34 protein-coding genes and 1 pseudogene are annotated in these 25,063 nt (G+C 34.4%); 31 read left to right on the plus strand and 4 right to left on the minus strand.

All coding sequences use genetic code 11. From position 1 onward, the window contains the following. Positions 1-132: 132 nt before the first annotated feature. Both RE409_RS13015 and RE409_RS13020 read left to right on the plus strand, forming a co-directional pair. A complete protein-coding gene (locus RE409_RS13015) occupies positions 133-486 on the plus strand; it encodes a hypothetical protein (RefSeq protein WP_309559090.1) in 354 nt (117 codons plus the stop codon). Then, positions 474-803, plus strand: coding sequence for a hypothetical protein (locus tag RE409_RS13020; RefSeq protein WP_201249492.1), 330 nt, complete (start codon positions 474-476; stop codon positions 801-803). The genes RE409_RS13015 and RE409_RS13020 overlap by 13 nt, the downstream gene beginning before the upstream one ends. Positions 804-1,110: 307 nt before the next feature. On the opposite strand, the pseudogene RE409_RS13025 reads toward RE409_RS13020, so the two are convergent. After that, positions 1,111-1,638 (minus strand): annotated as a pseudogene (locus RE409_RS13025) (DUF3898 domain-containing protein); the annotation flags it as partial. Between the two features lie 72 nt (positions 1,639-1,710). Further along, a complete protein-coding gene (locus RE409_RS13030) occupies positions 1,711-2,832 on the minus strand; it encodes a site-specific integrase (protein ID WP_309559091.1) in 1,122 nt (373 codons plus the stop codon). A 973-nt stretch (positions 2,833-3,805) separates the two neighbouring features. On the opposite strand from RE409_RS13030, the gene RE409_RS13035 reads away from it, so the two are divergent. The 10 genes from RE409_RS13035 to RE409_RS13080 all read left to right on the plus strand — a co-directional run bounded on the left by RE409_RS13035 (position 3,806) and on the right by RE409_RS13080 (position 12,323). Beyond that, positions 3,806-4,465, plus strand: coding sequence for a hypothetical protein (locus RE409_RS13035; RefSeq protein WP_309559092.1), 660 nt, complete (start codon positions 3,806-3,808; stop codon positions 4,463-4,465). Between the two features lie 299 nt (positions 4,466-4,764). Further along, positions 4,765-5,538: a hypothetical protein gene (locus RE409_RS13040; RefSeq protein ID WP_309559093.1), complete on the plus strand. Its 774-nt coding sequence runs from the start codon at positions 4,765-4,767 to the stop codon at positions 5,536-5,538. Further along, positions 5,526-7,223, plus strand: coding sequence for a hypothetical protein (locus tag RE409_RS13045; RefSeq protein ID WP_309559094.1), 1,698 nt, complete (start codon positions 5,526-5,528; stop codon positions 7,221-7,223). Before RE409_RS13040 ends, RE409_RS13045 begins: the two co-directional genes overlap by 13 nt. Positions 7,224-7,484: 261 nt before the next feature. Next, positions 7,485-8,843 carry an IS1182 family transposase gene (locus RE409_RS13050; protein ID WP_201180978.1) on the plus strand — a complete coding sequence of 453 codons (1,359 nt, stop codon included), beginning with the start codon at positions 7,485-7,487 and terminating at the stop codon, positions 8,841-8,843. 34 nt (positions 8,844-8,877) lie between these two features. Continuing rightward, the gene (locus RE409_RS13055) at positions 8,878-9,282 is read left to right on the plus strand and encodes a hypothetical protein (RefSeq protein ID WP_309559095.1); all 405 of its coding nucleotides are present in this window, start codon (positions 8,878-8,880) and stop codon (positions 9,280-9,282) included. A gap of 402 nt (positions 9,283-9,684) precedes the next feature. Then, positions 9,685-10,242, plus strand: a complete 558-nt coding sequence (locus RE409_RS13060; RefSeq protein ID WP_309559096.1) for an HNH endonuclease — start codon at positions 9,685-9,687, stop codon at positions 10,240-10,242. Positions 10,243-10,445: 203 nt separating this feature from the next. Continuing rightward, on the plus strand, positions 10,446-10,790 hold the full coding sequence (locus RE409_RS13065; protein WP_309559097.1) for a hypothetical protein: 345 nt from the start codon (positions 10,446-10,448) through the stop codon (positions 10,788-10,790). 139 nt (positions 10,791-10,929) lie between these two features. Further along, positions 10,930-11,118, plus strand: a complete 189-nt coding sequence (locus RE409_RS13070; RefSeq protein ID WP_309559098.1) for a hypothetical protein — start codon at positions 10,930-10,932, stop codon at positions 11,116-11,118. A 100-nt stretch (positions 11,119-11,218) separates the two neighbouring features. Continuing rightward, the gene (locus tag RE409_RS13075) at positions 11,219-11,767 is read left to right on the plus strand and encodes a hypothetical protein (RefSeq protein WP_309559099.1); all 549 of its coding nucleotides are present in this window, start codon (positions 11,219-11,221) and stop codon (positions 11,765-11,767) included. A gap of 112 nt (positions 11,768-11,879) precedes the next feature. Next, positions 11,880-12,323: a hypothetical protein gene (locus RE409_RS13080; RefSeq protein ID WP_309559100.1), complete on the plus strand. Its 444-nt coding sequence runs from the start codon at positions 11,880-11,882 to the stop codon at positions 12,321-12,323. 29 nt (positions 12,324-12,352) lie between these two features. Here RE409_RS13080 and RE409_RS13085 read toward each other — a convergent pair whose 3' ends face one another. Beyond that, on the minus strand, positions 12,353-12,622 hold the full coding sequence (locus RE409_RS13085; RefSeq protein ID WP_309559101.1) for a hypothetical protein: 270 nt from the start codon (positions 12,620-12,622) through the stop codon (positions 12,353-12,355). Positions 12,623-12,935: 313 nt separating this feature from the next. Between RE409_RS13085 and RE409_RS13090 the strand changes: the two genes are divergently transcribed. After that, positions 12,936-13,280: a YkvA family protein gene (locus tag RE409_RS13090; protein WP_309559102.1), complete on the plus strand. Its 345-nt coding sequence runs from the start codon at positions 12,936-12,938 to the stop codon at positions 13,278-13,280. A 57-nt stretch (positions 13,281-13,337) separates the two neighbouring features. On the opposite strand, the gene RE409_RS13095 is transcribed toward RE409_RS13090, so the two are convergent. Next, positions 13,338-13,556 (minus strand): hypothetical protein, encoded by a 219-nt coding sequence (locus RE409_RS13095; RefSeq protein ID WP_309559104.1) that lies wholly within the window; start codon positions 13,554-13,556, stop codon positions 13,338-13,340. Positions 13,557-13,637: 81 nt separating this feature from the next. Between RE409_RS13095 and RE409_RS13100 the strand changes: the two genes are divergently transcribed. The 18 genes from RE409_RS13100 (at position 13,638) to RE409_RS13185 (ending at position 25,063) form a co-directional block, all read left to right on the plus strand. Beyond that, positions 13,638-13,823 (plus strand): hypothetical protein, encoded by a 186-nt coding sequence (locus RE409_RS13100; RefSeq protein ID WP_309559105.1) that lies wholly within the window; start codon positions 13,638-13,640, stop codon positions 13,821-13,823. 141 nt (positions 13,824-13,964) lie between these two features. After that, on the plus strand, positions 13,965-14,363 hold the full coding sequence (locus RE409_RS13105; RefSeq protein ID WP_309559106.1) for a hypothetical protein: 399 nt from the start codon (positions 13,965-13,967) through the stop codon (positions 14,361-14,363). Positions 14,364-14,723: 360 nt separating this feature from the next. Beyond that, entirely contained in the window at positions 14,724-15,278 is a 555-nt protein-coding gene (locus tag RE409_RS13110; RefSeq protein WP_309559107.1) for a terminase small subunit, read from the plus strand. Continuing rightward, positions 15,271-16,572 carry a PBSX family phage terminase large subunit gene (locus RE409_RS13115; RefSeq protein ID WP_309559109.1) on the plus strand — a complete coding sequence of 434 codons (1,302 nt, stop codon included), beginning with the start codon at positions 15,271-15,273 and terminating at the stop codon, positions 16,570-16,572. The genes RE409_RS13110 and RE409_RS13115 overlap by 8 nt, the downstream gene beginning before the upstream one ends. A gap of 11 nt (positions 16,573-16,583) precedes the next feature. Then, positions 16,584-17,978 (plus strand): phage portal protein, encoded by a 1,395-nt coding sequence (locus tag RE409_RS13120; RefSeq protein ID WP_309559110.1) that lies wholly within the window; start codon positions 16,584-16,586, stop codon positions 17,976-17,978. Next, a complete protein-coding gene (locus RE409_RS13125) occupies positions 17,911-18,828 on the plus strand; it encodes a phage minor head protein (protein ID WP_309559113.1) in 918 nt (305 codons plus the stop codon). Before RE409_RS13120 ends, RE409_RS13125 begins: the two co-directional genes overlap by 68 nt. A gap of 420 nt (positions 18,829-19,248) precedes the next feature. Further along, the gene (locus RE409_RS13130; protein WP_309559114.1) at positions 19,249-19,935 is read left to right on the plus strand and encodes a DUF4355 domain-containing protein; all 687 of its coding nucleotides are present in this window, start codon (positions 19,249-19,251) and stop codon (positions 19,933-19,935) included. A gap of 24 nt (positions 19,936-19,959) precedes the next feature. Then, complete coding sequence (locus RE409_RS13135) at positions 19,960-20,907, plus strand: SU10 major capsid protein (RefSeq protein WP_309559116.1); 948 nt, start codon at positions 19,960-19,962, stop codon at positions 20,905-20,907. 69 nt (positions 20,908-20,976) lie between these two features. Next, positions 20,977-21,135 (plus strand): hypothetical protein, encoded by a 159-nt coding sequence (locus RE409_RS13140; RefSeq protein ID WP_249593650.1) that lies wholly within the window; start codon positions 20,977-20,979, stop codon positions 21,133-21,135. Between the two features lie 17 nt (positions 21,136-21,152). Continuing rightward, on the plus strand, positions 21,153-21,359 hold the full coding sequence (locus RE409_RS13145; protein WP_309559117.1) for a hypothetical protein: 207 nt from the start codon (positions 21,153-21,155) through the stop codon (positions 21,357-21,359). Positions 21,360-21,361: 2 nt separating this feature from the next. Then, positions 21,362-21,691 carry a phage head-tail connector protein gene (locus RE409_RS13150; protein WP_309559118.1) on the plus strand — a complete coding sequence of 110 codons (330 nt, stop codon included), beginning with the start codon at positions 21,362-21,364 and terminating at the stop codon, positions 21,689-21,691. Continuing rightward, positions 21,691-22,227 (plus strand): hypothetical protein, encoded by a 537-nt coding sequence (locus tag RE409_RS13155; protein WP_309559119.1) that lies wholly within the window; start codon positions 21,691-21,693, stop codon positions 22,225-22,227. Before RE409_RS13150 ends, RE409_RS13155 begins: the two co-directional genes overlap by 1 nt. Next, positions 22,214-22,588, plus strand: a complete 375-nt coding sequence (locus RE409_RS13160) for a hypothetical protein (protein ID WP_309559121.1) — start codon at positions 22,214-22,216, stop codon at positions 22,586-22,588. The genes RE409_RS13155 and RE409_RS13160 overlap by 14 nt, the downstream gene beginning before the upstream one ends. Further along, complete coding sequence (locus RE409_RS13165) at positions 22,581-23,054, plus strand: phage neck terminator protein (RefSeq protein WP_309559123.1); 474 nt, start codon at positions 22,581-22,583, stop codon at positions 23,052-23,054. Before RE409_RS13160 ends, RE409_RS13165 begins: the two co-directional genes overlap by 8 nt. Before the next feature lie 12 nt (positions 23,055-23,066). Further along, complete coding sequence (locus RE409_RS13170) at positions 23,067-24,050, plus strand: DUF3383 family protein (protein WP_309559125.1); 984 nt, start codon at positions 23,067-23,069, stop codon at positions 24,048-24,050. A gap of 22 nt (positions 24,051-24,072) precedes the next feature. Further along, positions 24,073-24,474 (plus strand): phage structural protein, encoded by a 402-nt coding sequence (locus tag RE409_RS13175; RefSeq protein ID WP_309559126.1) that lies wholly within the window; start codon positions 24,073-24,075, stop codon positions 24,472-24,474. A 48-nt stretch (positions 24,475-24,522) separates the two neighbouring features. Beyond that, the gene (locus RE409_RS13180) at positions 24,523-24,867 is read left to right on the plus strand and encodes a hypothetical protein (RefSeq protein ID WP_309559128.1); all 345 of its coding nucleotides are present in this window, start codon (positions 24,523-24,525) and stop codon (positions 24,865-24,867) included. Further along, positions 24,845-25,063 (plus strand): hypothetical protein, encoded by a 219-nt coding sequence (locus tag RE409_RS13185; RefSeq protein WP_063594129.1) that lies wholly within the window; start codon positions 24,845-24,847, stop codon positions 25,061-25,063. Before RE409_RS13180 ends, RE409_RS13185 begins: the two co-directional genes overlap by 23 nt.

Raw genomic sequence — 25,063 nt, forward strand, 5'->3', positions numbered from 1 at the left:
TAAAAGCTATCTGTTTATACATTTTGCGGTAATACTGGACCAAGTATTACCGCTTTTTTTATGATGAACTAAAAAATACAAGGAAATCATTTTATTAAGTCTAAAAATAGAGATATTTATGTTGCGGGTTTGGTGAAAGATGGTATAACTGCAAGAGTGAAAAACATTCCAATCCTTGATAACATTTTTGAAGGTCTTTCAACAGCAGAGACAATGTATCTATCATTCTGTGAGGATGTGTTAATTAGAGGGAATATCTCCAATACTACTTCTCGTTTTGTTATGGGATACTACAGTATTAACGTATTAGTTAAAGATAACTTAGTTAATGGAATTACGAAAGAAGTAGTATATGTGAGTGACGCTACTGCTGATGGCTCTACAAGTTATGTGGGATTAGGGTACACGAAGGATTATAGATTAGTGGGAATAGAGTGGAGAATTGTGGGCGTAGTGTATTTAATAGGAGTGGCTTGGATGGGCTAGAAGTTCATTCTAATGTAATCATTAATTCCACTACAGAAACGGTTGGTACACGTAGTGCTATTAGTGCATCAGCTAGTTCAAGGAATGGACGTATTTACAATAACAAAGTACGTGGAGCTAATCAAAAGTATGGGATTGATATTACAACTACTTGTAGTAACATTCAGACTTTCAATAATGATTTAGTTGGATTAACGAAAGGATTGAACAACGCTTCCACAACAAGTTTTGAAGGGACATATATGTATAGTGCAAATGGAACACGTTACAAAATGACTGTATCAGATGCAGGAGCACCAGTATTTACAGCAGGTTAATAATTGTTGAACGAAGCTTAATGGGCTTTTACAGACCTGGGGTATCCGTTATAATGAAAATAAACTAAAGGGATGTAAAAGGATTTTTAAGTAATGCCTTAAAAATTAAACAAAAATATATCGACATTGACATCGAAGAAATTGATCTGTATTTAAACTATTGGAACAAACTGAGCGTAGGTTAGAACTTCTATTATTCAAAGTTATTTTTCCTAATTTGATATTAGGATATAATAGTAATAAATGAATAATAAAAGGTGTGATTTTTCTGACGGAAGTTTTAGCACTAAAAAAGCAGCATAGAAAGTTATCCCGTTTGGTAATTATCCAACGGACCATTCTCCATCAAATCATCAGGTCTATGAAATTCAATCGGCGAAACGCCTTTATCGAACTGAATTGAATCGGCTTCTATCATCAATACATACTTCCCATTAATCTTCCCTAAATGAATGCTTTCCCCAAAATCGGCTAGAAGTCCTTTGATAGATGTACTCCCAAGCTTCATGCGCAGTTCGGCTTCAGGTGTATGCTCAACAATCTGGGCAGTAGCTTCGACGACTTGGTGGGTTTCAAGACGTTCTTGGATTTCACGTTTATCGCTAGTTTCCCAGATTTCCAGGTCCTGTTCGAATTTCTGCAGTTCGTCACTGTTTTCTTCGAATTGGGCGGATACATGTTCATGAACCATGTGGATGACTTGGTTTTTCATGATTTCCGGCATCGATTCACCATATTCGACGAATTTCAAAAAGTCTTCAAAGTAGCGAGCATGTGAAGCCTGGTGGATTTTCAGTTCGGCTTCCTCTACCATTCCTTCTTCGGGCATGTAGGGGGGAAGGTAGCTATATCAAGGACTTTATAGAGCAAAGTCACATTCAGAGTCACAAAATTGAGCATATTGAACTTAAAATTTAATTATTTCATCAAGTTTATCACTAACAGACCGCTGCATATTCGGAAGGACATGACTATATGTGTTAAGCGTTGTTTCAATATCTGTATGCCCTAAGCGATCAGCTATGAGTTTCACATTAATATTTTGTTCTATTAACAAAGTGGCATGAGTGTGCCTCAAATCATGAAACCTAATTTTAGGCAAATTAAGATATTTCGTTATGTTATAGAACTCTTTTCTAAAGTTTCTAGGAATCATGGGAGCACCATACCTTGTTGGTAAGACTAAATCATGGTCTTGATAATTTAATTTACAATTAACTTTTTCAAAATCAATCAATTTACGATGGATTTTAAGTTCTTCAAGTAATCGATTAGGAATTGTGAGCGATCTAACACTTGAATTGTTTTTAGCACCATTTTTTATTTCGGCAGATTGGGTAAGTGTTTGCCTAATATAAATAATTCCTTTTTCGAAATCAATATCTTTCCAACGAAGTGCTAAAATCTCACCCTGCCTTAATCCAGCTAATAGGCCAATCTGGAACCCAATTAGACACCTAGTAACCCTAGTAACATGAGGAGCTTCTTGTAAAAAGTAATTAACTTGATCAAGGGACCAAATATTCATCTCACGTCTATTCCTTTTTGGTAGTGTAGCTCCTGAACAAGGGTTTTCTTTAATCAGTTTTAGAAGAATAGCTTTCTTGAATGAAGCGTTCATTATACGGTAAATCAAATGAACTGTTTCAGGTGAATACTTTTCACTAACTAATTCATTGATGGTACGTTGAATTTGAGTATGTCTAATGCCTTGAAGCTTTATTTTTCCTAATCTAGGTTGAATGTGTTTTTTGTAGAATATTGTATGAGTTTCGTATGTTGATGACTGGAGTGATATCTTTCGTTCTTCCCAATACTCGTCCATAAATTGTTCGTACTTCATGGAAGATATATCAACAAAGGCATCACCAAGAATCTCAGATTTAACCTCTACATAAGCTTTCACCGCTACATCTTTAGAAACAAAACCCCTTCTTCGGATCTGTTTGCGTTTCCCTGTAATAGGGTTTTTTCCTAAGTCAAAACAAAACTCCCATTTTCCAGTTTTCTTATTCAACTTAACTGACATGGTATAAAAGACCTCCTAATGTATCTTTTATACCTGTGTTAATATCCCTAACGTGATTTTAACATAGATATTAGGCATTCGTTAATGATTAAGTGGAAGAAAGTTAAAGGATAATAAAATAAATTTTTATTCATTTTTATGAATATTTATTATTTGAATTGTAGTGATACTGAAAATTATCATGACGACTGGATGGTATTTTAACTTTGTGACAGGGGAATTTATACAGTGCTTTTAAATGCCTTTAAATAGAGGGTATTGACGGTATTTGTGAAAGGGAATATAGTTGGTTTATCAGGTGATACTTGGTTCTTCATAAGAGTTGAATTGAGTGAAGGGAGTGAAACGTGGATGAATAAAATGTTAATATGATATGCAAATAAAAAGTGTTTAACAAGTAAAATTACATAATAAGAAATAAAGAACATAGTTCAAATATTGAATAAGGATTAGATCAGTTTTAACAGACGAATATTTTTAACTCTTTAAAGATTCTTATTTGCCAAATGAAAATTTACCGCTACAATTAGAACGGTAAGGATGGAACGACAAAATGACAAGACCATTTTTGGCATTGTCTTAGTTTCCTATATTCTTTTTCTGTAGTTGAAACTAGAGAAGGGCATGTAGAATGAGACCTTTCTATAAAAAGAATTATATCAACAAGTTTATAAAAGGTCAACAAATAATATGGAAAGGTGGTGGGTACTCCACATAAAAGAACTGTTTCATTTGAAGTTGAAGGAGGTGTGAACGTGGTAAAAAAAGAAGATCTAATATTTTGTTATGATGTGGTGCTACATCGGAAGATTAAACGGGAAGGTTATTCGTACCTTACATCTGCAATTAGCTTATCAGATAGAAAATTTTGGCTCTATCCAAGGTGTATCGAAATTGAAAATATCATGAAAGAACACACTCAGGCGTCAAATTAATTAACTATTCAGTTAAACAATTATTCAGGAGGATGTATATGGAAGAAACTGAACAAAAGAAAAAGTTATACGTACATGTGCCTACTCACATTGTTAGGAATGAGGATATCCACTTAAGTAATGATGAATTTGTAATGTATACGCGACTTTGTTTTTTACACTTTAGAAACCCAAAGGATAAGGGAAATATCCTGAAATTAGATCATCGTACTTTAATGAACTTCTTGAAAATAACCGACACGAGAACTTTTAAGAAGAGGATTAATCACTTACATAGTTTGGATTTAATTAAGAACAAAATTGAGAAAGTCCCCACTAAAGGGCAAATAAGTATCGTATTTAATGATTCAATCGCAGAAGGTAGAGCATTTACAAAATTATCAGCTTCAGTTTTTACATACTTTATTAACGATCAGATTGATACCTATGCATTTAGACAAATTTTCTACTATAAGAGTCGCATCAATAAAAGCCTAGATGGAAACGGACATGATTATTGTTTTTCAGGTTTTGAGTCAATGACTAAGAGGTTTCGTATATCTAGATCAAAAGTGGAAGAGGCGAATACGCAATTGAAGAAAGCAAAGCTGCTTAAAATAGTCAAACATAAGCTAGAACCAACTCATGAATACATAGACGAAGAGCTGCAATATGACCGCTATAATAATCATTATTTTGTGGCTGATATTCTCCACTAAAAATAAGGGTTTTCTCTAAGTACTCTACATGCAGAGGTAGCGTTTAAGAATGCAGAAGTAGAAATTTAGAATGCAGAGGTGCGGTACTCCTAGTGCAGCATTGGCAGTACTGTAAGTAGTATACAATTTAATATTAATATACATACAAGATAAAACAATATACAGTATTTCAATTTCGAAAAAATACGCTTCGAAATGTGGAATTACATTTTTCATATCATAAGTTTTTAAATTTAATTTTTACATAATCGGTCAGTTAGAAATGAAATTAAACAATTATACAAAAGGAGAATGATTTAATGGGAAATTTATCAAACCAAGTTTATATCTATTCATTATCTACAGATGTATTTTTCAGCGAGGAAGAAAGAAATTTAAAGTTGCTTAAGGATCGATATCACGATTTAAAAAGGTTATCTGCTCAAAAGGAGGATATAGAATCTAAACTACAGGAATTAAGAATTCAATTAACTCAAAGCCAAAAAGGAAAGGAAAGGGAATTTGTTGAGTCACAAGTTTCTAAATGTAATAGACTATTGGAATATTTGGAATGGTTAAGGGATACTGTTTTTAAGGATAAAAAGATATCTAATGCAAGGCTCAAACGTGAGTTGAATGCTAAAGTTGATGAAAATGACAGTATACGTACCTTAGACTCCATCAAATTGAATAAGAGTCAAACGATTTCATTATTCGAGTCTACATTGACCCGTCAATTAAAATTGGAAACTGGTAAACTATCCGAAAAGTTAATAATTGTAGAGGTATATAATTATGGAGTCTTTAAGAGCCTGTTAGATAAAGGGTTTGATTTTAAAAATAAACACTTCGTATATTGGTCTTCCTCAAGTGGCCAAATCAGAGACAAGAAGGCTGTTTTTATTCAAGAGGACGCTTGGAATGGTAAAAACGGAATTGAAAATGCAATAACTGCGGGATTAAGTATTGAGGAAATAAATGATAATGATGGTATGAGCGTCAATAAGTTTCTCGCGTATAAAAGTTTAGCAAGTAGCGCCAGTGAGAAATGGGAAAACTTTAGTATTAGAATTGCATCGTTGTGGATGATGTAAAAGTTTCGTTGAAAAATAGAACTGTTGATTTTATTAGCAGAGATACTTTCGATGTGAAACGTGATGAAAATAGGACGGTGGATTTAGAAATTACTGATGGAGCAGGGATGATGCTTCCAAAAGTAAGCGAAAGGTTATTCGGTGAAGGAGTATATAAAAATATTCAGTTTCGTCTTCCGTGGATGAAGGGCTGCCTTTCCCCTGTACCGTGGAATGAATTTGGAGACAATCTTGAAGTGACGGATATCTATGGTAAACAGTGGAAATTGAATGAAGAGACAGGTATCGAGATAATATTCTTCAAATCCCAATTTAAAATGTGGAAGCATTTTATAGATAAAAGTAATGTAAAAGAAAGCTGGAAGAAATACCAAGACAATTTCAAACTATACAATTGTGAAGCTGCGTTTATAAATGCTGAAGAGGATTCTATTCCAAATGCGAAAACTAATTATCAATACTTGCAGTCATTGGTTTACATAGAAAATGAGGATTTAATGGATTTGGTACAAATGACAAATGACGACCTTATTAATTTGGGAACAGATGTAGACACAATGATTCGTGTTCTTGGCTGTGAAGATGAAAATGAAGATAAAAATGAATTTCAGCAAGCGATTAACCTGTATCCTGCTTTGTTGAATGACAAAAATAGTAAAGAAGCAATAAAGAAGAGGAAAGAGAAAATTATTGAAGAAGCTAAGTCAGCTAAGCTTAGTATTGATGGAAAATACACTTACGTTTTGCCAGATTGGTTTGCTGTAATGGAAAATATTTTTAAGGGTATTGAGAATCCAATAGGACTACTGAACGATGGGCAAGTATACTGTAATCTATATGATGAAGGTAAAGTTGATCTAATGAGGGCTCCAGCATTAAGTTTTGAACATGCAATTCGAGAAAATATAAAAACTGAAGAAATGAAAAAGTGGTTTATTACTAAGGGGATTCACATATCAGCTGATGATTTAATCCCCAAAATACTTATGGCGGACTTTGATGGGGATAAAATCATGTGCACCCCGTCAAAATCCCTAATCAAAGTTGTTGAAGAAAATGCTGAACGATTAGATATTGTTCCTTTAGAGTACGAAATGGGAGTATCTGATCCTAAGCCGATTAATTCCGATAACATTTTTGAAAGTCTAAAAATAGCGTTCAAAGCGAATATCGGAATTATTTCAAATACCATATCGAAAATCTATAATAAAAATGAATTTGATCCTAAGTCTGATTACACTTTGATCAAAAAATTAACGTCATATAATAATCATATTATAGATATGGCTAAGACTCTTGATGATGTAAAATTACCTCCAAGTGTTAAAGCAGAATGGAATAAATATGATAAGCAAAAACTTCCGTATTTTTTCACATATGCTAAGAATAAAGAAAATGTATTGTATAAAAATCAAAGCACCGTCAACAGAGTTGAGGATGCGATTATCGATAAGCGTATTCATTTTAAAAGTGTGGTAGGTAAATTTGATTACAGAAAGTTATTGTGGACTCCAAATATTAAAGATGAAGCCTTTGTAATTAATGAAAAAATCGATAAAGGAATTATTGATGCGTATACATACTTAGATCAAAATAAAAGACATTATATTTCTACTAATGAAGATGATATGGACGATAAGAAACAATATATCTATATTGTTACAGACTGTAGACAAACTCGATGAAAATCGAGTTTGTCTACAGTTTTTTTGAGGGGTTGTAAAAATTCGACGTTGATTTCCACTCCAGGCACTCGCTTTCCGCGGGCGGTCAGGGAGCCTCCTCGGCGCCTTTGCGCCTGTGGGGTCTCCCTTGGACACGCATTTCCCGCAGGAGTCTCGCACCTTCCGTTCCAATCAACTTTGTTTTAACAATTAGATATAACCACTTTTGCCTACAGTCCTTTTTGTTTTAATATAGAAGTATTAAAACTTGAGGTGATGACGATGCTTTCGAAACATAATTCTATTCAGCGAGATCAACTTGAAATGATTACTTTGGATCAACTGGTGCCAGCGAACCATTTGGTTCGTAAAATTGAGGGAGCCATTGACTTCACTTTCATTTATGACTTGGTGAAAGATATGTATTCAGAGATAGGGCGCCCAAGTATTGATCCAGTTATTTTAGTTAAATTGACATTCATTCAATATACCTTCGGTATTCGTTCGATGCGTAAAACGATTGAAGAAGTTGAAACGAATATGGCTTACCGTTGGTTTTTAGGTTACGGTTTCCATGATAAAGTACCTCACTTCTCAACGTTCGGGAAAAATTATGAGCGTCGCTTTAAAGATACAGACCTGTTTGAACGGATTTTTTATCGTATCTTAATGACAGCTTCAGAAAGAAAGTTAATAAGTGCAGAGCACGTATTCGTTGATTCAACACATGTGAAAGCCAGTGCGAATAAGCGAAAATTCGAAAAGAAAATCGTTCGTAAGGAAACACGAGCATATCAAGGACGCCTTCAAGAAGAAATAAATCAAGATCGTGAAAACAATGGAAAGAAGCCTTTTCCACCGGATAAATTTGATAAAGAAGAAACCAAAGAAATTAAAGAAAGTACAACTGACCCTGAGAGTGGCTACTATGTAAAAGATGAACGAACAAAACAGTTTGCCTATTCATTTCATGCGGCTGCGGACCGCAACGGTTTTGTGCTGGGGACGATTGTAACACCGGGAAATACGCATGATAGTCATATCTTAGAGCCTCTTGTTGAACAAGTGATTGAGAAAGTTGGAAAACCTGAAGCTGTTGCCGCAGATGCAGCTTACAAAACACCAGCCATTACAAGCTACCTTTTTGGGAAAGAAATCACACCAGCTTTACCCTATACACGTCCACGAACAAAAGAAGGGTTCTTTCGCAAGCATGACTATGTTTACGATGAACATTTTGATTGTTATCTCTGCCCATCGGGCGAGATTTTAAAGTACTCAACAACAAATAAAGAGGGCTATCGCGAGTACAAATCACCCAAACACACTTGTGCGACATGCTCATTTTTATCACAGTGTACAGTAAGCAAAGACCATCAAAAAGTGGTGACACGCCATATCTGGCAAAATTATATGGAAGAAGCAGATCATCTGCGTCATCACAAGGATGTAAAACCTATATATGCGAAACGTAAAGAAACAATAGAGCGTGTATTCGCAGATGCAAAAGAAAAGCATGGTATGCGTTGGACTACTTTAAGGGGACTTAAAAAATTGTCGATGCAGGCGATGCTTACTTTCGCTGCCATGAATTTAAAGAAGATAGCCAATTGGACATGGCAAGGTCCAAGAATGGCTTAATAAAGTGGGCTCGTAGAGGCCCAATCTCTTAATCATGAGCAAAATTCAAAGGGAATTTCAAAAGGGGTCCGGAATTAAAACATTCCGAACCCCTTTTGTCTACAAACTGAAACAATATATCTATATTGTTATCCGTCAAAAATTATTAGAAATTTATCCAGATGCTAATAAAATTGCGGATGTGTTGGTTAGATACTTATTTGGAGTTAAAGATAGCAAGTACAAGAGGACATTATGGGAGTCGTTTGGAACTGAAGTGGTAAATAGTATTAGAAAGAATGTACATAAAGAAATTGATTGCTCTGGCTGTGGAGTGACAGTATATGAGCCTAGGCAACGCCAGATTAGGTGTGATAAGTGTCAGAATAAGTATAGGCTCAGCCAGGATAAAGAGCGTAAGCGCAAGGTAAGACAGAGACTAAATGATATGTCCGCATGAGATTTAATAGCTAAATACGAAATAGCCCATGAACCCTACAGCCGTAAGGTATCTGGGCTTTTCTTATTATTAGAGTTAACCGTATGTTAGGGGGGAAGAATCCAAGTCAATATATACAATAATCGGCAGTGTACTCCCCTTTAATTTTTTTGCAATCTTTAAAAATGGTCATACGGTTCCGTAATTATTAATAACTTAAATTCATAATACCCTATGGAATCATCTAAAGCAAGCAATATCTATAAAATTTGTACATTTATTGGAGCCACATCTCCATTTAGCGTATAAGAAATCCATCTAATCATTTAGGTGGGTTTTATTATGCGTTAAATCATGTGGGATTGCTGCAATAAGTGTATAAGCATAAGTTTATACGCTAATAAAAATGTGGAGGAATGTAAAATGAAAGAAGTTGTAAAAGAATTTGAAAATTTGAAAGCTGAGATGACCCCTGTACCCGGATTTTCTAGATACCTATGTCACACACCATCGGGGAGAGTTTGGAGCAAGGTTAGTAACAGATGGTTAATTGAGGGTGAATTTTGCAAAGGTACAGGTGATTACGGACAATATTTAATGACGAGCCTTAAGTGTGATTTAACGGAAGAAATGGTGCCTATGTACAAACATGAGATTGTTCTAAGTTCAGCATATGGGACTATGAAAGGTTTTTGGTTATCGCAAGGATTGCAGATAGATCATATCGATAAAAACCCACGTAATAATAAGATAGAAAATTTGCGTTTGATAACAGATGTTGGGAATAAAAAGAACTCTAGGGACAGGTATTGGAATAAGACCAGGCTCTCAATGGAAACGGCTAATAAAATTAGAAATGATTTTAAAAAGATGACTCAGAATAAAGTTGAATGGTACAAACAAAAAGGAAAGGAATTAGGTGTTACAGCAAGATCTATTCAGAATATCTGCTTGAATCGTACTTATAAGGAGAAAATTTAATGAAGGATACTACATACTTACCATATTCGAATTAGTATTACATAGAATAAATATTACATAGAAAACCACGGTAGAATACATAAGTAATACATAAAATTTCTTCACTAGCAGCCCATATATTGGGTGTGTTTTTCGTTAAGAGATAAAAAAATATTGCAACTCCCATAAAAATGTAATATTTTCTTATTAGGGAGATGGTGCGGATGAAAAATAGAATTAGTTGGGATAAAGCCTTGGGCATAGGAATTGAAATAGCTCCTAAGGGTCAAAGAGGTTTACTTGATGGACATGGTACTTATAGTGAACTTGCATTATATTGGGAAACTTGGTTAAGGGACACAAAAGGATACCCTGAAAAACAATTGATTGATCATAGTGTAAATAATAATTTAAGGAAAGAATTCTTTTTTGAAAACATTGAAAATCACCCTGAGTGGTTCACTAATGGTGGTATGAAAAGGATAGAGACAAATCAAGGCATTACTTATGTTTGTAAAGGGTGTCAAAGAGTTATTGATGGTATATGCCTATACACCTGTAATCATTGATTAATTGTTCTTGCTAACGAAAAAAATTATGAAGACAAAGTGATTCATTTAGGGTGTCTTTTTTATATCCACGCAGGACTTTTGTCACTCCTATCGAATATTGTTAAAGTAAGTAATAAATGTATGGGGAGTGGGAGAATTGAACAGAAAAGAACATAATAGATTCCTTATTGAACAATCACTAAAGGAATATGGTCTGGGCGATCACGATGAATTGACTATGGAAAATCTAAGAAGAGCCATTTCTCACGCTATTACAGAAAATAATGAAGTTATCAAAGATGAAACATATTGGAAAGTAATTGGTGAATTTGTAGATAAAAAATAAATCAGGCAACAGACATCCGAGTTTTATCGGGTGTTTTTTATTTAATTGCAATATTTATGTGATATTCTTTATTAATCACCATTCAATAAGGAGTACAATCATGTCAGATATATTGCTATATTATGTAAAAGAAATCGGACTAAAAGACACAACGGATTTATTTTTAACATTATTAGGGATTATAGTTAATTTATTAGGCATTGTCATTACTGGTGTATTCAGTTGGTTACTATGGAAAGCTACTCATGCTACAAATAATTTAGCACGGTTAAGCTATGAGCTGTCAGAAAAAATTGCAGATGAAAAAAGAAATGAAGAAAAGAATATTAGAGACAGAAATCGAATTGAAATGTGGAAAAAGGTTCACAGTTTATCCCATACATTAGAAAAAGAATCTAATTTTGAAGAATTACTCACAGAACCCAAAACTCATGGCTTCGAAGATGAACTTCTAGCCAAATATTTTAATGAAGAAGAACAGTTTTTGATTGATTCAGTATGGGCAACTTTTGAAGGTCACATTAATCAATTCAGGCAAGAATTACTTTTGTTATCATTCCCTACTGATGAAATGAAGGAAAATCAGGAACATTGCTTAGCATTAGCCAATAAGTTATCTGATTTATTAATGGAAAATGATGAAGTTTAATAAAAGTTCTCATTAATTTGAGAGCTTTTTTATTTTGTCTAAATGCAGGACTTTTGTCACTCTTTGCTGAATATTGTTAAAGTGAGGAAATATTTGGATAGGGAGTGTTAGAATGCAATTTGAGATTTACAAGGTTAATAACAATGGAAATAAAATAGGTCATGCGACAAAAGATGAGTATACACAAGCGGTAGAACATTTAATAAATTACAATCATAATGATGAAAATTATACGTTGAAGACTATTATACCATTACAAAGTGATGGAGAAACAAATGAAAGTTTAGTTGTTTTGGAAAAACATTATAATGAATTTATTGAGGTTAATTACCTTGATTTTGAAACCAAAGAAAATATCTTTAGTTATATGAGAACAGATATACATGATATTCTCTCGGTTATAAAAAGTACAGATGAATTAGAGATTGAAACCGAAGAATGGAAATATCGACTGAAATACCAGAGTTCATCGTTCAAAATACAAGAAGGATTTGAACTGTATGATGAAATTTTAAATGTTTATTTTAAAGTTCTTGATAAGAGTAAAAATATTTAACCCGAGGAACTCATCAATCATAAAAGCACTCAGCCTAAATGGTCGAGTGCTTTTTGTGTCTTATTTAATACTTCTTTATTTTTATTAATGAAAACTTTATTTCTTAATATCATTTCTTTATTATTAAGCTCATCATTTAGTTCGGTAATATTGTTCAGTTTCTCTAGAAGTGAGACTATTGATGGCATTGCTAATAATTCATGGAAAGCTATGTTTGTTTTAGTAGATAAGATTTTTAGCTCAGTAAGTTGACGAGGAGATAAAAAAGACTCAAATGGTTGCCTTTCATTTATTTCCATGATTGTACCCTCCTTATGATGAATTATTAAATTATATTAGAATTATATAATAGAAAATCAAATATAATATATTAATCATGTAAAGATTTGATGAATCGGAGAATATAGGAAGGATTTGAGTAATTGGGTGTTTATGTGTTTATAAAAAGGGGAAATCTTCCTATTAGTATGGTAAAATATTAATGACGAATAGGAGGAGATTGTAATAGATACAACTAAATACTCGGAGAACTTTTCAGAGGATTCCTTTTGGAAGAAGATTAAAAAATTCGGCAAAAAAGCAGGGGTTTCAGTAGTTTATGTAGCTTTACTATTGTTTTACACACTTCAAAAACCAACCACTCCTGTTTGGGCAAAGACAGTAATTATTGGAGCGCTGGGGTATTTCATACTTCCAATTGATTTAATTCCTGACTTAATCCCTGGTGGATATACAGACGATTTCTCAGGGTTATTTGGAGCATTGGTCACTGTCTCAATGTTTATTGATGAGGAAGTTAAGTTAAATGCAAAAGAACGAATTAGGATTTGGTTTGGGGAAAGTGCAATTTCTGATACAGATTTAGTAGATGATAAACTAAATAAGAAAACTGATCAGGATGAACAAGATAAAGATAAAGATAAAGATAAAGATAAAGATAAAGATAAATATAAATAAAACAAAGAAGCACTTTACCTTAATGGTCAGTGCTTTTTTGTGTATGTGAGAATGATATTATTTAGCAAATGGTCGAGATACAAATAGATGTTCTTTTCGGTTATAATAATGATCATTAATTTTAACATAGTCATCAGTAATTTCTTGAATTAGGCCAGTCGTAAGAACTGCTTCATCTTCTGTTAAATATTCTACATCAACAGGCGTAAGTAAATTCTGATGTGCTTCAAAATCTTTGTCCGTCTTTCGGAAATCACCATCTTTGGTCATGTACATTTAAATCACTCCTTTTTACTTATTATATAGGAAAATAATTCCTATATATAGTATAATGGTAGAATAAGGGGGGGATAGGTAATGAAGAAATTTAAAGTGATTATTGAATTTTCAAGTGGTCGAACAAAAGAATTTACAATTGAATCAACGACTGAAGCAGAATTAATAAGTTCTATAACACGGAATGAGAGATGGTACATAATGAAAAATGGGTATGTTATCAACTTAGAAAACGTAATTGGTTTTTCTGTTTCAGAAGTAAAATAATTTTCAAGGCATCCGAGTAAAATCGGATGTTTTTTATTTTGGAGAAAGATTGTTGGTCTTTAAGTGAGAGGATGGAAGGAAAACTAGTTCTTGTTGTCGAATTATGTAATTAAATAAAGACAAAAGGAGTTAGTTTTTTCTATGTTAAAGGCAAATTTATTAGTTGTATTTTTAGGATTCGCTATGATCATATTAGGGATGTTTTCATTATTGGGTTTCGTAAAAGTGGATCCTTTGACTTTATTTGGCTTCTCGTTAGCTGGATTATTCTTAATTATTGCGGATTTATTAGAAGATTTACGTGACAAGAAACGAGATACCTTAAGTAATATATGGACACAAACATTAATAGGAGGAAAAATGTTCTTATATATGTTTGCAGGGATTAGTATTATTGTATTACCGTTTATTAGAATAAATTTAGAATGGCTTGCAAAAATAGACAAAGCTGTCGTATTGATTGGATTCGGTATTAGTTTAATGATAATGGGGTTTAAGGCATTGGACGAATTACAAAAGTTTATTAAAAAGCAGATTTAATAAACTTTGCTAAAGCTAAAAAAAATGATTATATCTAAGGTAAGCACCCTATTGGTGCTTTTTATTTTGTCTAAATAAGGGAGATAAAATAAATGTTTAATGTGAAGAAAAGTCCACTTGAGAAGGTGTTATCAGGAATATTAATAATCATAATAGCGTGTGTATTTGTTGCTATTCCATCAGGGATAGCTTTTTCAATTGGTTCTTAAAGTTGATATTAATTACGTTATTCCTGCTGGAATAGGATTGTTTTTCTACGTGTTTTCGTTATTGATTACTATCATTCAACAGATACGGTTTAAGAAATTTGCAGATGATACAGGTAAAGATTTCAATGATTTTTTAAAGGGGGACTAAGTAATGGAAAAGGATAAGAAAATTGATGAGTTTGAAGAGTTATTAGAGGGTGATGATAACCTTACTGACAAAGAGAAGATGTTTTGCCTTCAATATCTAAGACATTTTAATGCGGCAAAGGCGTATCGGGAAGCATTTAATGAAACTAAGTATGACAAACAGGCAGCTCATATTTTGATGAAAAGTGAAAAAATAAATAGCTATATTAAGAAATTGAAGAAGGAATTATTTACAGAAACTTTGATGGATTCAAAAGATGTGTTAGAGCAGTATATAAAAATTGCCTTCGCTGATATTACTGATTACGTTGATTTTGGTACGAAAGAAAAAATTGATGAAAATGGCAATAAGTACAATGCAAACTATCTTAATTTTAAAGATTCTGCGACTGTAGATGGTTCAGTAATTGAATACATCGCAGGTGGAAAAGCTCCTACTTTGAAATTAAGCGACAGAACAAAAGCACTGGAGATATTAAGTAAATTTACTAATTTGATTGACGGGGATACTGATAAGGAATTTAAAATCGTTTTAAAACGAGCTGGCGAAGATGACTGAATTAAAAATCAATCCACACTTTGAAGATTTCATTTACGATTGGGATCACACTAACTATCTATTAGTTGGCGGGTATGGATCAAGTAAATCATTTAATACAGCACTTAAAATAATCCTCAAATTATTAAGTGAAAAACGGACAGCTTTAGTTTTAAGGAATACGTTTGAAACACATCGGGAATCCACCTACGCATTATTTAGAGAAATTGTTAAAGATCATTTAGAGTTACACAATCAGTTTAATTTCACCTTGAATCCTATGCAAATCATTTTTCCAAATGGTTCAAAGATTATCTTCAAGGGGGGAGACAGTACAGAAAAGTTGAAAAGTTTGGTAAACATTAGTGTCATCTGGATTGAAGAATGCTCTGAGATTAGGGAAGAAGTTTACCATGAGCTTAAAGGACGTTTAAGACATCCTACATTAAGCTTACATACTTTACTCTCCACCAACCCTGTATCAAAAGATAATTGGACTTATCGTTTCTTTTTTAAAGATGATTTAAAGGATTACTTTAGGTTAAATGACGAAGAATTGTACGAAAAAAGAATTATTAAATTGGAAGATACTTATTATCATCACAGTGTCGTAACAGATAATAAATTTGCAACGGACAAATACATAGAAGCTTTACAAGAGACTAAGGAATATGATCCAGATACCTATAGGATTAAATTTGAAGGAAGATTTGGATTTAGTGGTTTACGGGTGTTCTCGCAGTTTCAAACAATGCCTCATGATGAAATAATTGAAAAGGTAAGGAAAATACAAAATCCTTCACGAAAATGTGGAATGGATTTCGGATTTGCGACATCTTACAATTGTTTGGTAAAGCTTGTAATTGATAAAAACGAAAATATTCTCTACATTCATTATGAATATTATGACAAAAATAAAACTGACCCGGAGACAGCAGAGGACTTAAAAGATTTTGCATTCACAAAAGAATTGATAAAAGGTGATTCAGCAGAACCAAAGACAATTAGATACTTCAGACAACAAGGATTTAACATGAGGTCAGCAAGGAAGTATAAGGGAAGCAGACTGCAATACACCAAAAAGGTAAAAAGGTTTAAGAAAATTATTTGTAGTGATGCGTGTCCTAATGTAATTCGTGAGTTGCAATGGCTAACATTTAAAAAGGATTCAAAAGGAATAATAAAAGAAGATGAGTTCAGCACTGATCCGCATAGCCTCAGTGCTATTTGGTATGCCTTAGATGATTATGATCATATTGATTTAAAAGGTGACAAGATGAAGGAATTAACTAAAGATTCGCTTGGTATATGGTAGGAGGTGGAATATTGTTTAGGTTAGATAAGAGTCAAATTGAAGTTATTGTACCTGGAATAATTGAAACGCTTATTTATAAGCATGATACAAAACGTGAAGAAAAAATGCACAATTACTACCTGGGTGAACACAAAATACTCGATAGGAAATTTGCAGACGAGAGTAAGCCGAATAATAAAATTGTAGCAAATTGGTGTGAGTATATTAGTGATCAACATGTAGGTTATTTCATGGGGAAGCCTGTTGTTTACTCAAGTAAGAATAAAGAGTATATGCAGGAATTACAGGATATTTATGATTCGAACGATGAACAGAAAATTAATTATGAGATTGCTGAACAATGTAGTCGTTATGGTTATGGAGTGGAGATACTTTACACTAAGGAGACCAAATCAGGTAAAAAAGAACCTCGGTTTAGACCTTTACCGTTGATTGAGAATAACATAGTACTAGTTTTCGATAATAGTGTAGAAGAGAATCTTATATTAGCAATCAGATATTGGGAAAATGAAGATGTTTTGGATGATTCGAAATCATTACATGCGTATGTCTATTCAGATCATACCAACTATCATTTTGTCCAAAAGGATAATGAAGAATTCTTTCTGGAAAGTGAAGAGGCTCACGGATACGGTGAAGTGCCAGTCAATTATTATTGGAACAAGGGAAGTCAGTTGAAGTCTGATTTTGAAGGTATTATTCCATTGAATAATAGCTATGACGCATTAATTTCAGACGATGTAAATGAGTCTGAGTCGAGTACAGATGCCATTTTGAAGGTATGGGGAATCGATAATATTCCTGAAACTCAGGAGATGAAAGAAAAACGATTGTTAAACTTCGGTAAGGTGGAGAAAGACGAAAAAGCTGATGCGGACTGGTTAATTAAGAATATAAACTCCGAGTGGAAAGAGAATCAAAAGAATCGTACTAAAAAGGATATTCTTGATTTGAGTAAAGTTCCAGATATGACCGATAAATCATTTGCAGAAAGTTCAGGTGTTGCCCTCGAAAGACGGATATTACCACTTGAAAACACTCGAAGTACAAAGGAAAGATACTTCAAAGAAGGCCTACAGCGTAGGATTAGGATGATTACTAATATTCTTAATATCAGCAAGAAATACGATTATTTAGATATTGATATTAAATTCCAAAGAAATTTGCCTACTGATACACAGACTGATATTGCAAATGCTGTTGCGTTAGTTGGGACTAATATTGCAAGTATGCAAACATTACGTAAGATGGCTCACATTGAAGATCCTGCTTATGAAAAGGAATTAATTGAGCATGAGAATGAAGAATATATCCGTTTAAATGTTAAGGATGATTTAAATGAACCGAATAATGGAACGAATAAAGAAGCTAACACAACAATTGGAGAAGAAGTCAAACAAGCTTGAAAATAATGTTGTTAGTTTTTATGAGAAGGCGTTGAATAAATACCTGTCTTTTTTAATGAAGACATATAGCAACTATGAAGTTGATGGGATACTTACATACCAAGAGATGAATAAGTATGGCCGCATGAAATCTTTTGATAAAGCTACGATTGATATCATGAAGGACTTGTATAAGGGTATAGAGGCTGATTTGAATAGTCATTTGTATGATGTTTATACGGATTCCTTCTATTATATTGGTTGGGCTATCGAGAGTGATTCAAAGGTTAAATTAAGTTATCGTTCATTGAAGTTAGATGTTGTGAAAGAAAGTATTGAAAATGAATTTGTCTATTTAACATTGAATGAACACTTAGAAAAGAATCGTAATGATGTGATTTTAAAGTTACGTAATATTATTACTCAGGGATTGGTTAGAGGTAGCACATATAAGACGATGAGTAAGAGTGTTCAGGAAGTGTTTGAAGGCGATGTTGTTAAGGCTAATCGAGTTGTAAGGACAGAGAGTGGAAGAGTATTAGAGAAGGCTAAATTGAATAGCGCTTTGCATGCTGAGAGTAAAGGAATACAGATGGGGAAGAAATGGAACAGTGTTGGAGATGAGCGAGTAAGAGTAAAACATACGGCATTGCATGATGTTACTATACTTGTAAAAGGGGACTTTAGAATTGGTGATGACTTAGCTAAAGCACCTAAAATGTTCTCTAGACCAGAAAACACGATTAATTGTCGTTGTTTCCTCACTTATGAGATCCTTGGTATCGGCAATAATACTCAACATGATCACCTAGAAGATATGCAGCTTGAAGAGTGGAAGCAGGAAAGGTTATCTAATATTGAACGTTCGTAAACGTTTATGCAAGTCAGTGAACGTTCGTATAATGTAATTGTACATAAACGAACTATCTATCTGATTGATGAATGTAGTGATAGCAAGTGTTCACGAATTAAACGAATAGTGTTCGCAAACGTATACTTTTATGAACGCACAGACGATCAGGTAACAAAGGTTAGTAAGGCAACTATATATAGAGTAGTAAAGGAACAACAAAGGGGTGTCTAACTGACACTCCTTTTTTATTTGCCTAGATGGTACCCCCCATACCCCCTTTTTGGACATTGTTTATTACTACTACCCTTACAAAATATCGCGGGCAATTTTGGAAGCTTTTTTTGCCTTTTGTCGATTGGGCATCATAATTAATCGGACTTAATTAGAACTATATAGGGGCCATATGGCAACTGTAGAGGGCTAGGAGGAATATATACTATGGAATTATTTAAACACGTACATACACCTGATTTGCCGTTAAAACTAGATATGCAATTCTTTGCAGAGGGAGAAAATGGAGGCGCTGATTCTAATAATGAAGCAGGACAGCAACCTGAAAGTATTACACTAACTCAAGAAGAATTAAATCTAAAATTACAACAAGAGGCAGACAGACGAGTCACAGAAGCACAGAAAAAATGGGAAGCTAAGACTACTCAGGAATTAGAAACACGTATTCAACAGGAACGAGAAGAAGCAGAAAAGCTTGCTAAGTTGTCTCAGGAAGAAAGATTCAAGGTTGAACGTGATAAAGAATTAGCAAAGATTGAAGAGGATAGAAAGTCATTTGAGGCTGAACGTTTACAATTCAATCAAGAAAAATTATTCACTGAAACTGAAAAAGTATTAATCTCCGAGAGTTTAGACGCTTCTTTTGCTAAATTCTTAATTTCAGACACAGCAGAAGCCACCAATGAAAACATTCAGGCATTTAAATCAGCATTTAATGAGGCTGTACAAGTAGCTGCTAATGCTGCTTTACCGGGTAGACCACCTTTAGCAGGCTCAGGTAAACAATTATCTGAATTAGATCAATTACAGAAAGATTATACACAGGCTATTCAATCCAAAAATTCAGCGTTACAAATTGCACTAAAGAATAAGATTCACGAATTACAAAAATAACTTTTAAATTAGGAGGGCAATCACATGCCAACAAACATTAACGGACAAGGAAATTCATTTAACTTACCAAACTATTCAGGAGAGCTTTTCACAATTGATGCAGAAGTAACGCCATTTCTTTCTATGGCTGGAGGGCTAACTGGAGGCAAACAAACAACATCTAATGAATTTACAATTGATTCTACATACAGCTATCCAAATCCAGCACAACCAGCAATCTCTGAGCAAGCTTCAACAACAGCACCAACAGCAGTAACTTACGTACGTGATCAATCTAAGAACGTAACTCAAATCTTCCAAGAATCAGTAAATATTACATACCGTGCATTATCTAATGGAGGTAAACTATCCGGCTTGAATATTGCAGGACAATCTAACAATGTTGTATCTGAGAAGGACTTTCAAATTGCTCGTGCATTGACTAAAATTGCACGTGATGCTGAACATACTTTCCTAAATGGTACATACAATCTTGCGACTACTGCGGCTACAGTTGATAAAACTCGTGGTATGTTCGAACTTACATCAACAGGAAATACAGTTGCTGGTGCAGGTGCGCAATTAACTAAAGCAATGATTGATAAATTGTTAAGGGATATGTTTACTAATGGTGCTCGTTTTGACAATATGGTTCTATTTACAAATGCATTCCAAAAACAAGTAATCACTAGTATTTATGGATATGCTCCACAAGATCGTAATGTTGGTGGATTAGACATTCAACAAATTGAAACTGACTTCGGAAAAATCGGTATTGTTTTAGATCGTTTTGTTGGGGCAGATAAAGTTGGACTATTCGATATGGCTCATGTCTCTCCTGTACTTCAATTAGTACCTGAGAAAGGACATTTGTTCTATGAGGAATTAGCGAAAACAGGCGCTGCTGAATCTGGTCAAATCTTTGGACAAATGGGACTAGATCACGGAAATAAAGCTTTACACGGTTCAATTACTGGTCTAGCTTCATCTTAATAACATTTAGTGGATAGGTGCATTTTTGTACCTATCTTTTTTTATTACAATCAGAAAGGGGGTTAGGGAATGGGTAAATTACAAAATGATTCACGAGTAGATTTAGTACTAAAAGAAGTATTACAAATGGATGCTCAAGCAGATTCTTCCGCAGTTGATGTAGCTGCATTGAAAGCAGATTTTAACGCATTGTTAGCTAAATTAAAAGCAGTAGGATTAATGAAATAATAAGGAGTGAGCGATAAATGAAATTTGTAGGTTACGGTGTTGTATGGGATAAGGAAAATAATAAGCCATTATGTGAGTTTGTAGATGGTGAACTTAAAACAACAGAGGATGAAGTAATTAAGACTCTGAAAAAACTAGGTTATAAAGGTGAAAAGGAAAAAATCACTTCCAAGCCTTCTGATGCTGAACAGGAAAAAAATATTGAATTTCCTGAAGGTGAATGACCATGGAATTAGTCGAACTTAAAACTAGGTTAGGTATTCCTGTTGATGATACAAGTCAAGATGATTCATTGAAAATAGCTCTTAATGATGCTATTGAATATGCAAAGGAATGGTGCGGTACTTCATTTGAAAATGAAAATGCAGATTTACTTATTCCATCACCTGTTAAAAAGGGAATTGCATTAATGATTGAAATTGACCTAACTGTTCCTGTAGGAGCGGTGAGCGATTCCCTTGCAGGAGCAACTCAAACCTTCACAAGTGATAGTCAAAGGTATACACCTGTATATAGACTTTGGAAACCCTACAACACAAAAGTAGGGTTTTTCTAATGAGACGAGTAAGGATTAAAGATAAAAATAAGATACCCGAGATCATCAAACACGCAGAAGAATTGAACAACAAACAAATTCTTGTAGGCATTTTTGGAGTATCGGCTCAAAGTGGTCATGGAGATTCAGACATAACTATGGGGGAAATCGCTGCTATTCAGGAATACGGGACTAGAATACAAGTCACTGATAAAATGCGGGGTTACTTGGCTTCACAAGGATTACCTCTCAAAAAGTCAACTACTCACATCACAATTCCTGAGCGTTCTTATATACGTGCCGGATGGGATGAACATGAAAAGGGGATTTTGGATAAGGCAGTTAATATGTTGGTCGATAGAATTATAGAGGGTAAACCATCTACAAATGACGCATTAGATGCAATTGGCCTTGAAGCAGAAGGAAAGCTTCAGGAGTTTGCTAGGAATTTAAATGATCCTTCAAATCATCCATTCACCGTTGACCAAAAGGGAAGTAGTAATCCACTTGTTGATACAGGTAGATTGATTGGAGCGATTACACATGAAGTCCTTTAGATTCAAATCATTGATTAGGAGATATACTGTTTCGTTTACGATTGAATATCCAGTAAATCAAAGTAAGCCCACTAACCCTACAGATTATGATGATCTGGGAAAACTGATTAATTCAGGAGTTCAGCCTTTTATACAACATTCTGAGGGTGCCATAGTGTCCCCAACAGATAAACAGATATACCAAAGCGGGGGAAGGATTACTTCATCTGATAGGCTCTTATATTCATTGGCTCACGATATTCCTGATAAAAGTAAGATCCGATATAAGGGAACCACTTACAGTGTAGAACGTCAAAACGATAACTCTGATATTGCTGATTTTAGTGTTTATACGCTGAAAGGAGTGGATCAATTTGATTGATTACAAGGCAATTGTAAGTGCAGTTAATCATGAGCTGCGCAAAGAGTTACCATACATAGGAATAGAGCGAATGAGTACAGAAAAGCAACCAGTATATCCATTTTTCACATACACAGTAACTAGTCCTTATTTAAATGTAAAGACATACAGAAGTGGTGGGGAAACACAGACGGAAGATGTTGAGATAGTTATATCTTACACATGGATATCAGAGGATTCATTTGAAGCTTTATCTTTAGCACAACAATGCGCCTCACTTTTAAAAGCAACTGGTACTCGTCAAAGACTTTATGAAAAAGGGTTAGCTGTAGTTAGAATAGATGGTTTTGGAAGTCGGGATAACTTTATTTCTATTGAGGTTGAACGACAAGTAGGCTTTGATTTGCGATTGCGGATTAGGCATTCAGATGTAAAGACAATGGAAGCAATAGAAGAAGTAACATTAACAACAGAAACACAACCTTAAGGAGGTTAGGAAATGCCATTACAAGATGTATCAGTAAAAATCAACGTAGCATCACCTGCACCTAAAATTGGTCTAGGAAGACCTGTAATTTTTGTTCAAAAAACAGGTGCAGCAGAATACAAAGAATATTCAACATTGGCAGCTTTACAAGTAGACTATGCAACAGGAACAGCGGTAGAAGCAAAAGCGGCAACTATCTTTAAACAAGATAATCGTCCTGATAAAGTGGCGGTTGCTACCTATGCGACAGACATTAAAACGTCAATGGCACTTTTCTATGGCCGGGAATGGCATTTTGCTTTAGTGGCTAATGACTTGGCTGTTGATCAGTTGGCAGCTGCTACGTTTATTAGTGATAAAGATTTTAAATTTTTGGTGGTTCAAGTTAGAACAGAGGCGGATAGAAAAGCATTGAAAGCCAAGAAACGCACAAAAATATACGACCACACCATTGCCGATGAACATTTGGATGCTGCTGCAGTTGGTGATCTAGGTTCACAAACAGTAGGGTCAATTACATGGAAATTTAAAAGCTTAAAAGGTGTTACAGCAAGATATTTAAATGAAACAGAAATTAATGCAATTGATGCTGATTTTGCCGTTGCTTACATAGTCAAAGGTGGTCGTGGGCAATTATCTGAGGGATGGTTAGCAGATGGATCTTATATCGATGATATACATGGACAAGATTGGATCAAAGCAGATATGGAAAACGAAATCTCATATACACTCGGTAACGCTCCTAAAATCCCATATGATGCTAGAGGTATTGGCGCAATTGAAGCAGCTATGTCTACTACTCTACAAAGAGGATTTAAAAATGGCATTATTGCAACACTTGAAGGTGGTTTACCTGATTACACTGTTACCACTCTATCAAGAGATGAAGTAGATATACAAGACCGAGCTTTACGTGTTTATCCAGTAGGCTCATTTAGCTATGGAAAAAGTGGAGCAATCCATGAAGCTAGAGTTACAGGCGTTGTAAATATTTAATAAAAGATAGGGAGGCTACAAGATGACAAATTCATACACATTTGACGCTTCGCAAGTTAGCGTTGTGGTTGACGGCAGGTACTTAACAGATTTTGCTGAAGGGGATGCCGTTCAATGGGAAAAAGATGAGGATAATTTTGAACCAAAAGTTGGTGTGACAGGGACAGTAGGTATCACCAAGAAAATTAATTCAATCGGTACAATTACCGTTCTAATTATGCAAGGTTCTCCTGAGGTTGGATTCTTAAAGAAACTTGCTAATACAGGAAAACAATTTGCTATATGGGTAAACACTGGTGGCGAGCACAGTGAGAAAATTGGTGGTTCACAAGCCATGGTTCTAAAAACACCAGAAGGATCTATTACTGACGAGACAGGCGAAAGAGAATTTGAAATTAAAGTATTTGACTATACAGACGTTTGATAAGTGGGGGACAGTTCGCTGTCCTTTATCTTATAGGAGGTATGTTTTATGGGGAAAGCGCGTCACAACTCAAATAAAAGGGAGCTGTTATATATGGCAACAGTAGCAGGGAAACAAGAAGAATTGGTAATCGAATTAGAAAATGGAGAGAAGAAAAAATACACACTTCAACATCCGGGAGCTAGAGCGGGAATGATGCTGAGAGATAAAGCAGCTGGCGCTAATGGAGCGATGGAACAAACGAAGCTTTGGGAAGGGTTAATGGAAAAAGTTATTTTTATCGATGGGAAAAGAACCAATTGGGATTACTGGGAAGAGTTAGAAAACTTTAATCACCAAACGGAGGTCTTCAAGGCAGCCAGTAATTTTCTTGTCGGTAAATCTGACATCTAACCCTTGGAAAGCAGCGGTCGAAGAACCGGAAGAATGGTTAAGGTGGCGTTTAGTCATGGCAGAGGATTGCAACGTTAGTTATACCGAAGCTTTCGCTATGAGCAAAACGGAACTTGGTATTGCTAATGCCGCCTTAGACAAGATGATGAAATTAAGAGATGACGCTATGAAGAAAAATAGCAAAAAGAAGAAATAG

It is taken from the genome of Peribacillus sp. R9-11 (assembly GCF_031345095.1).
GTDB classification, from domain to species: domain Bacteria; phylum Bacillota; class Bacilli; order Bacillales; family DSM-1321; genus Peribacillus; species Peribacillus butanolivorans.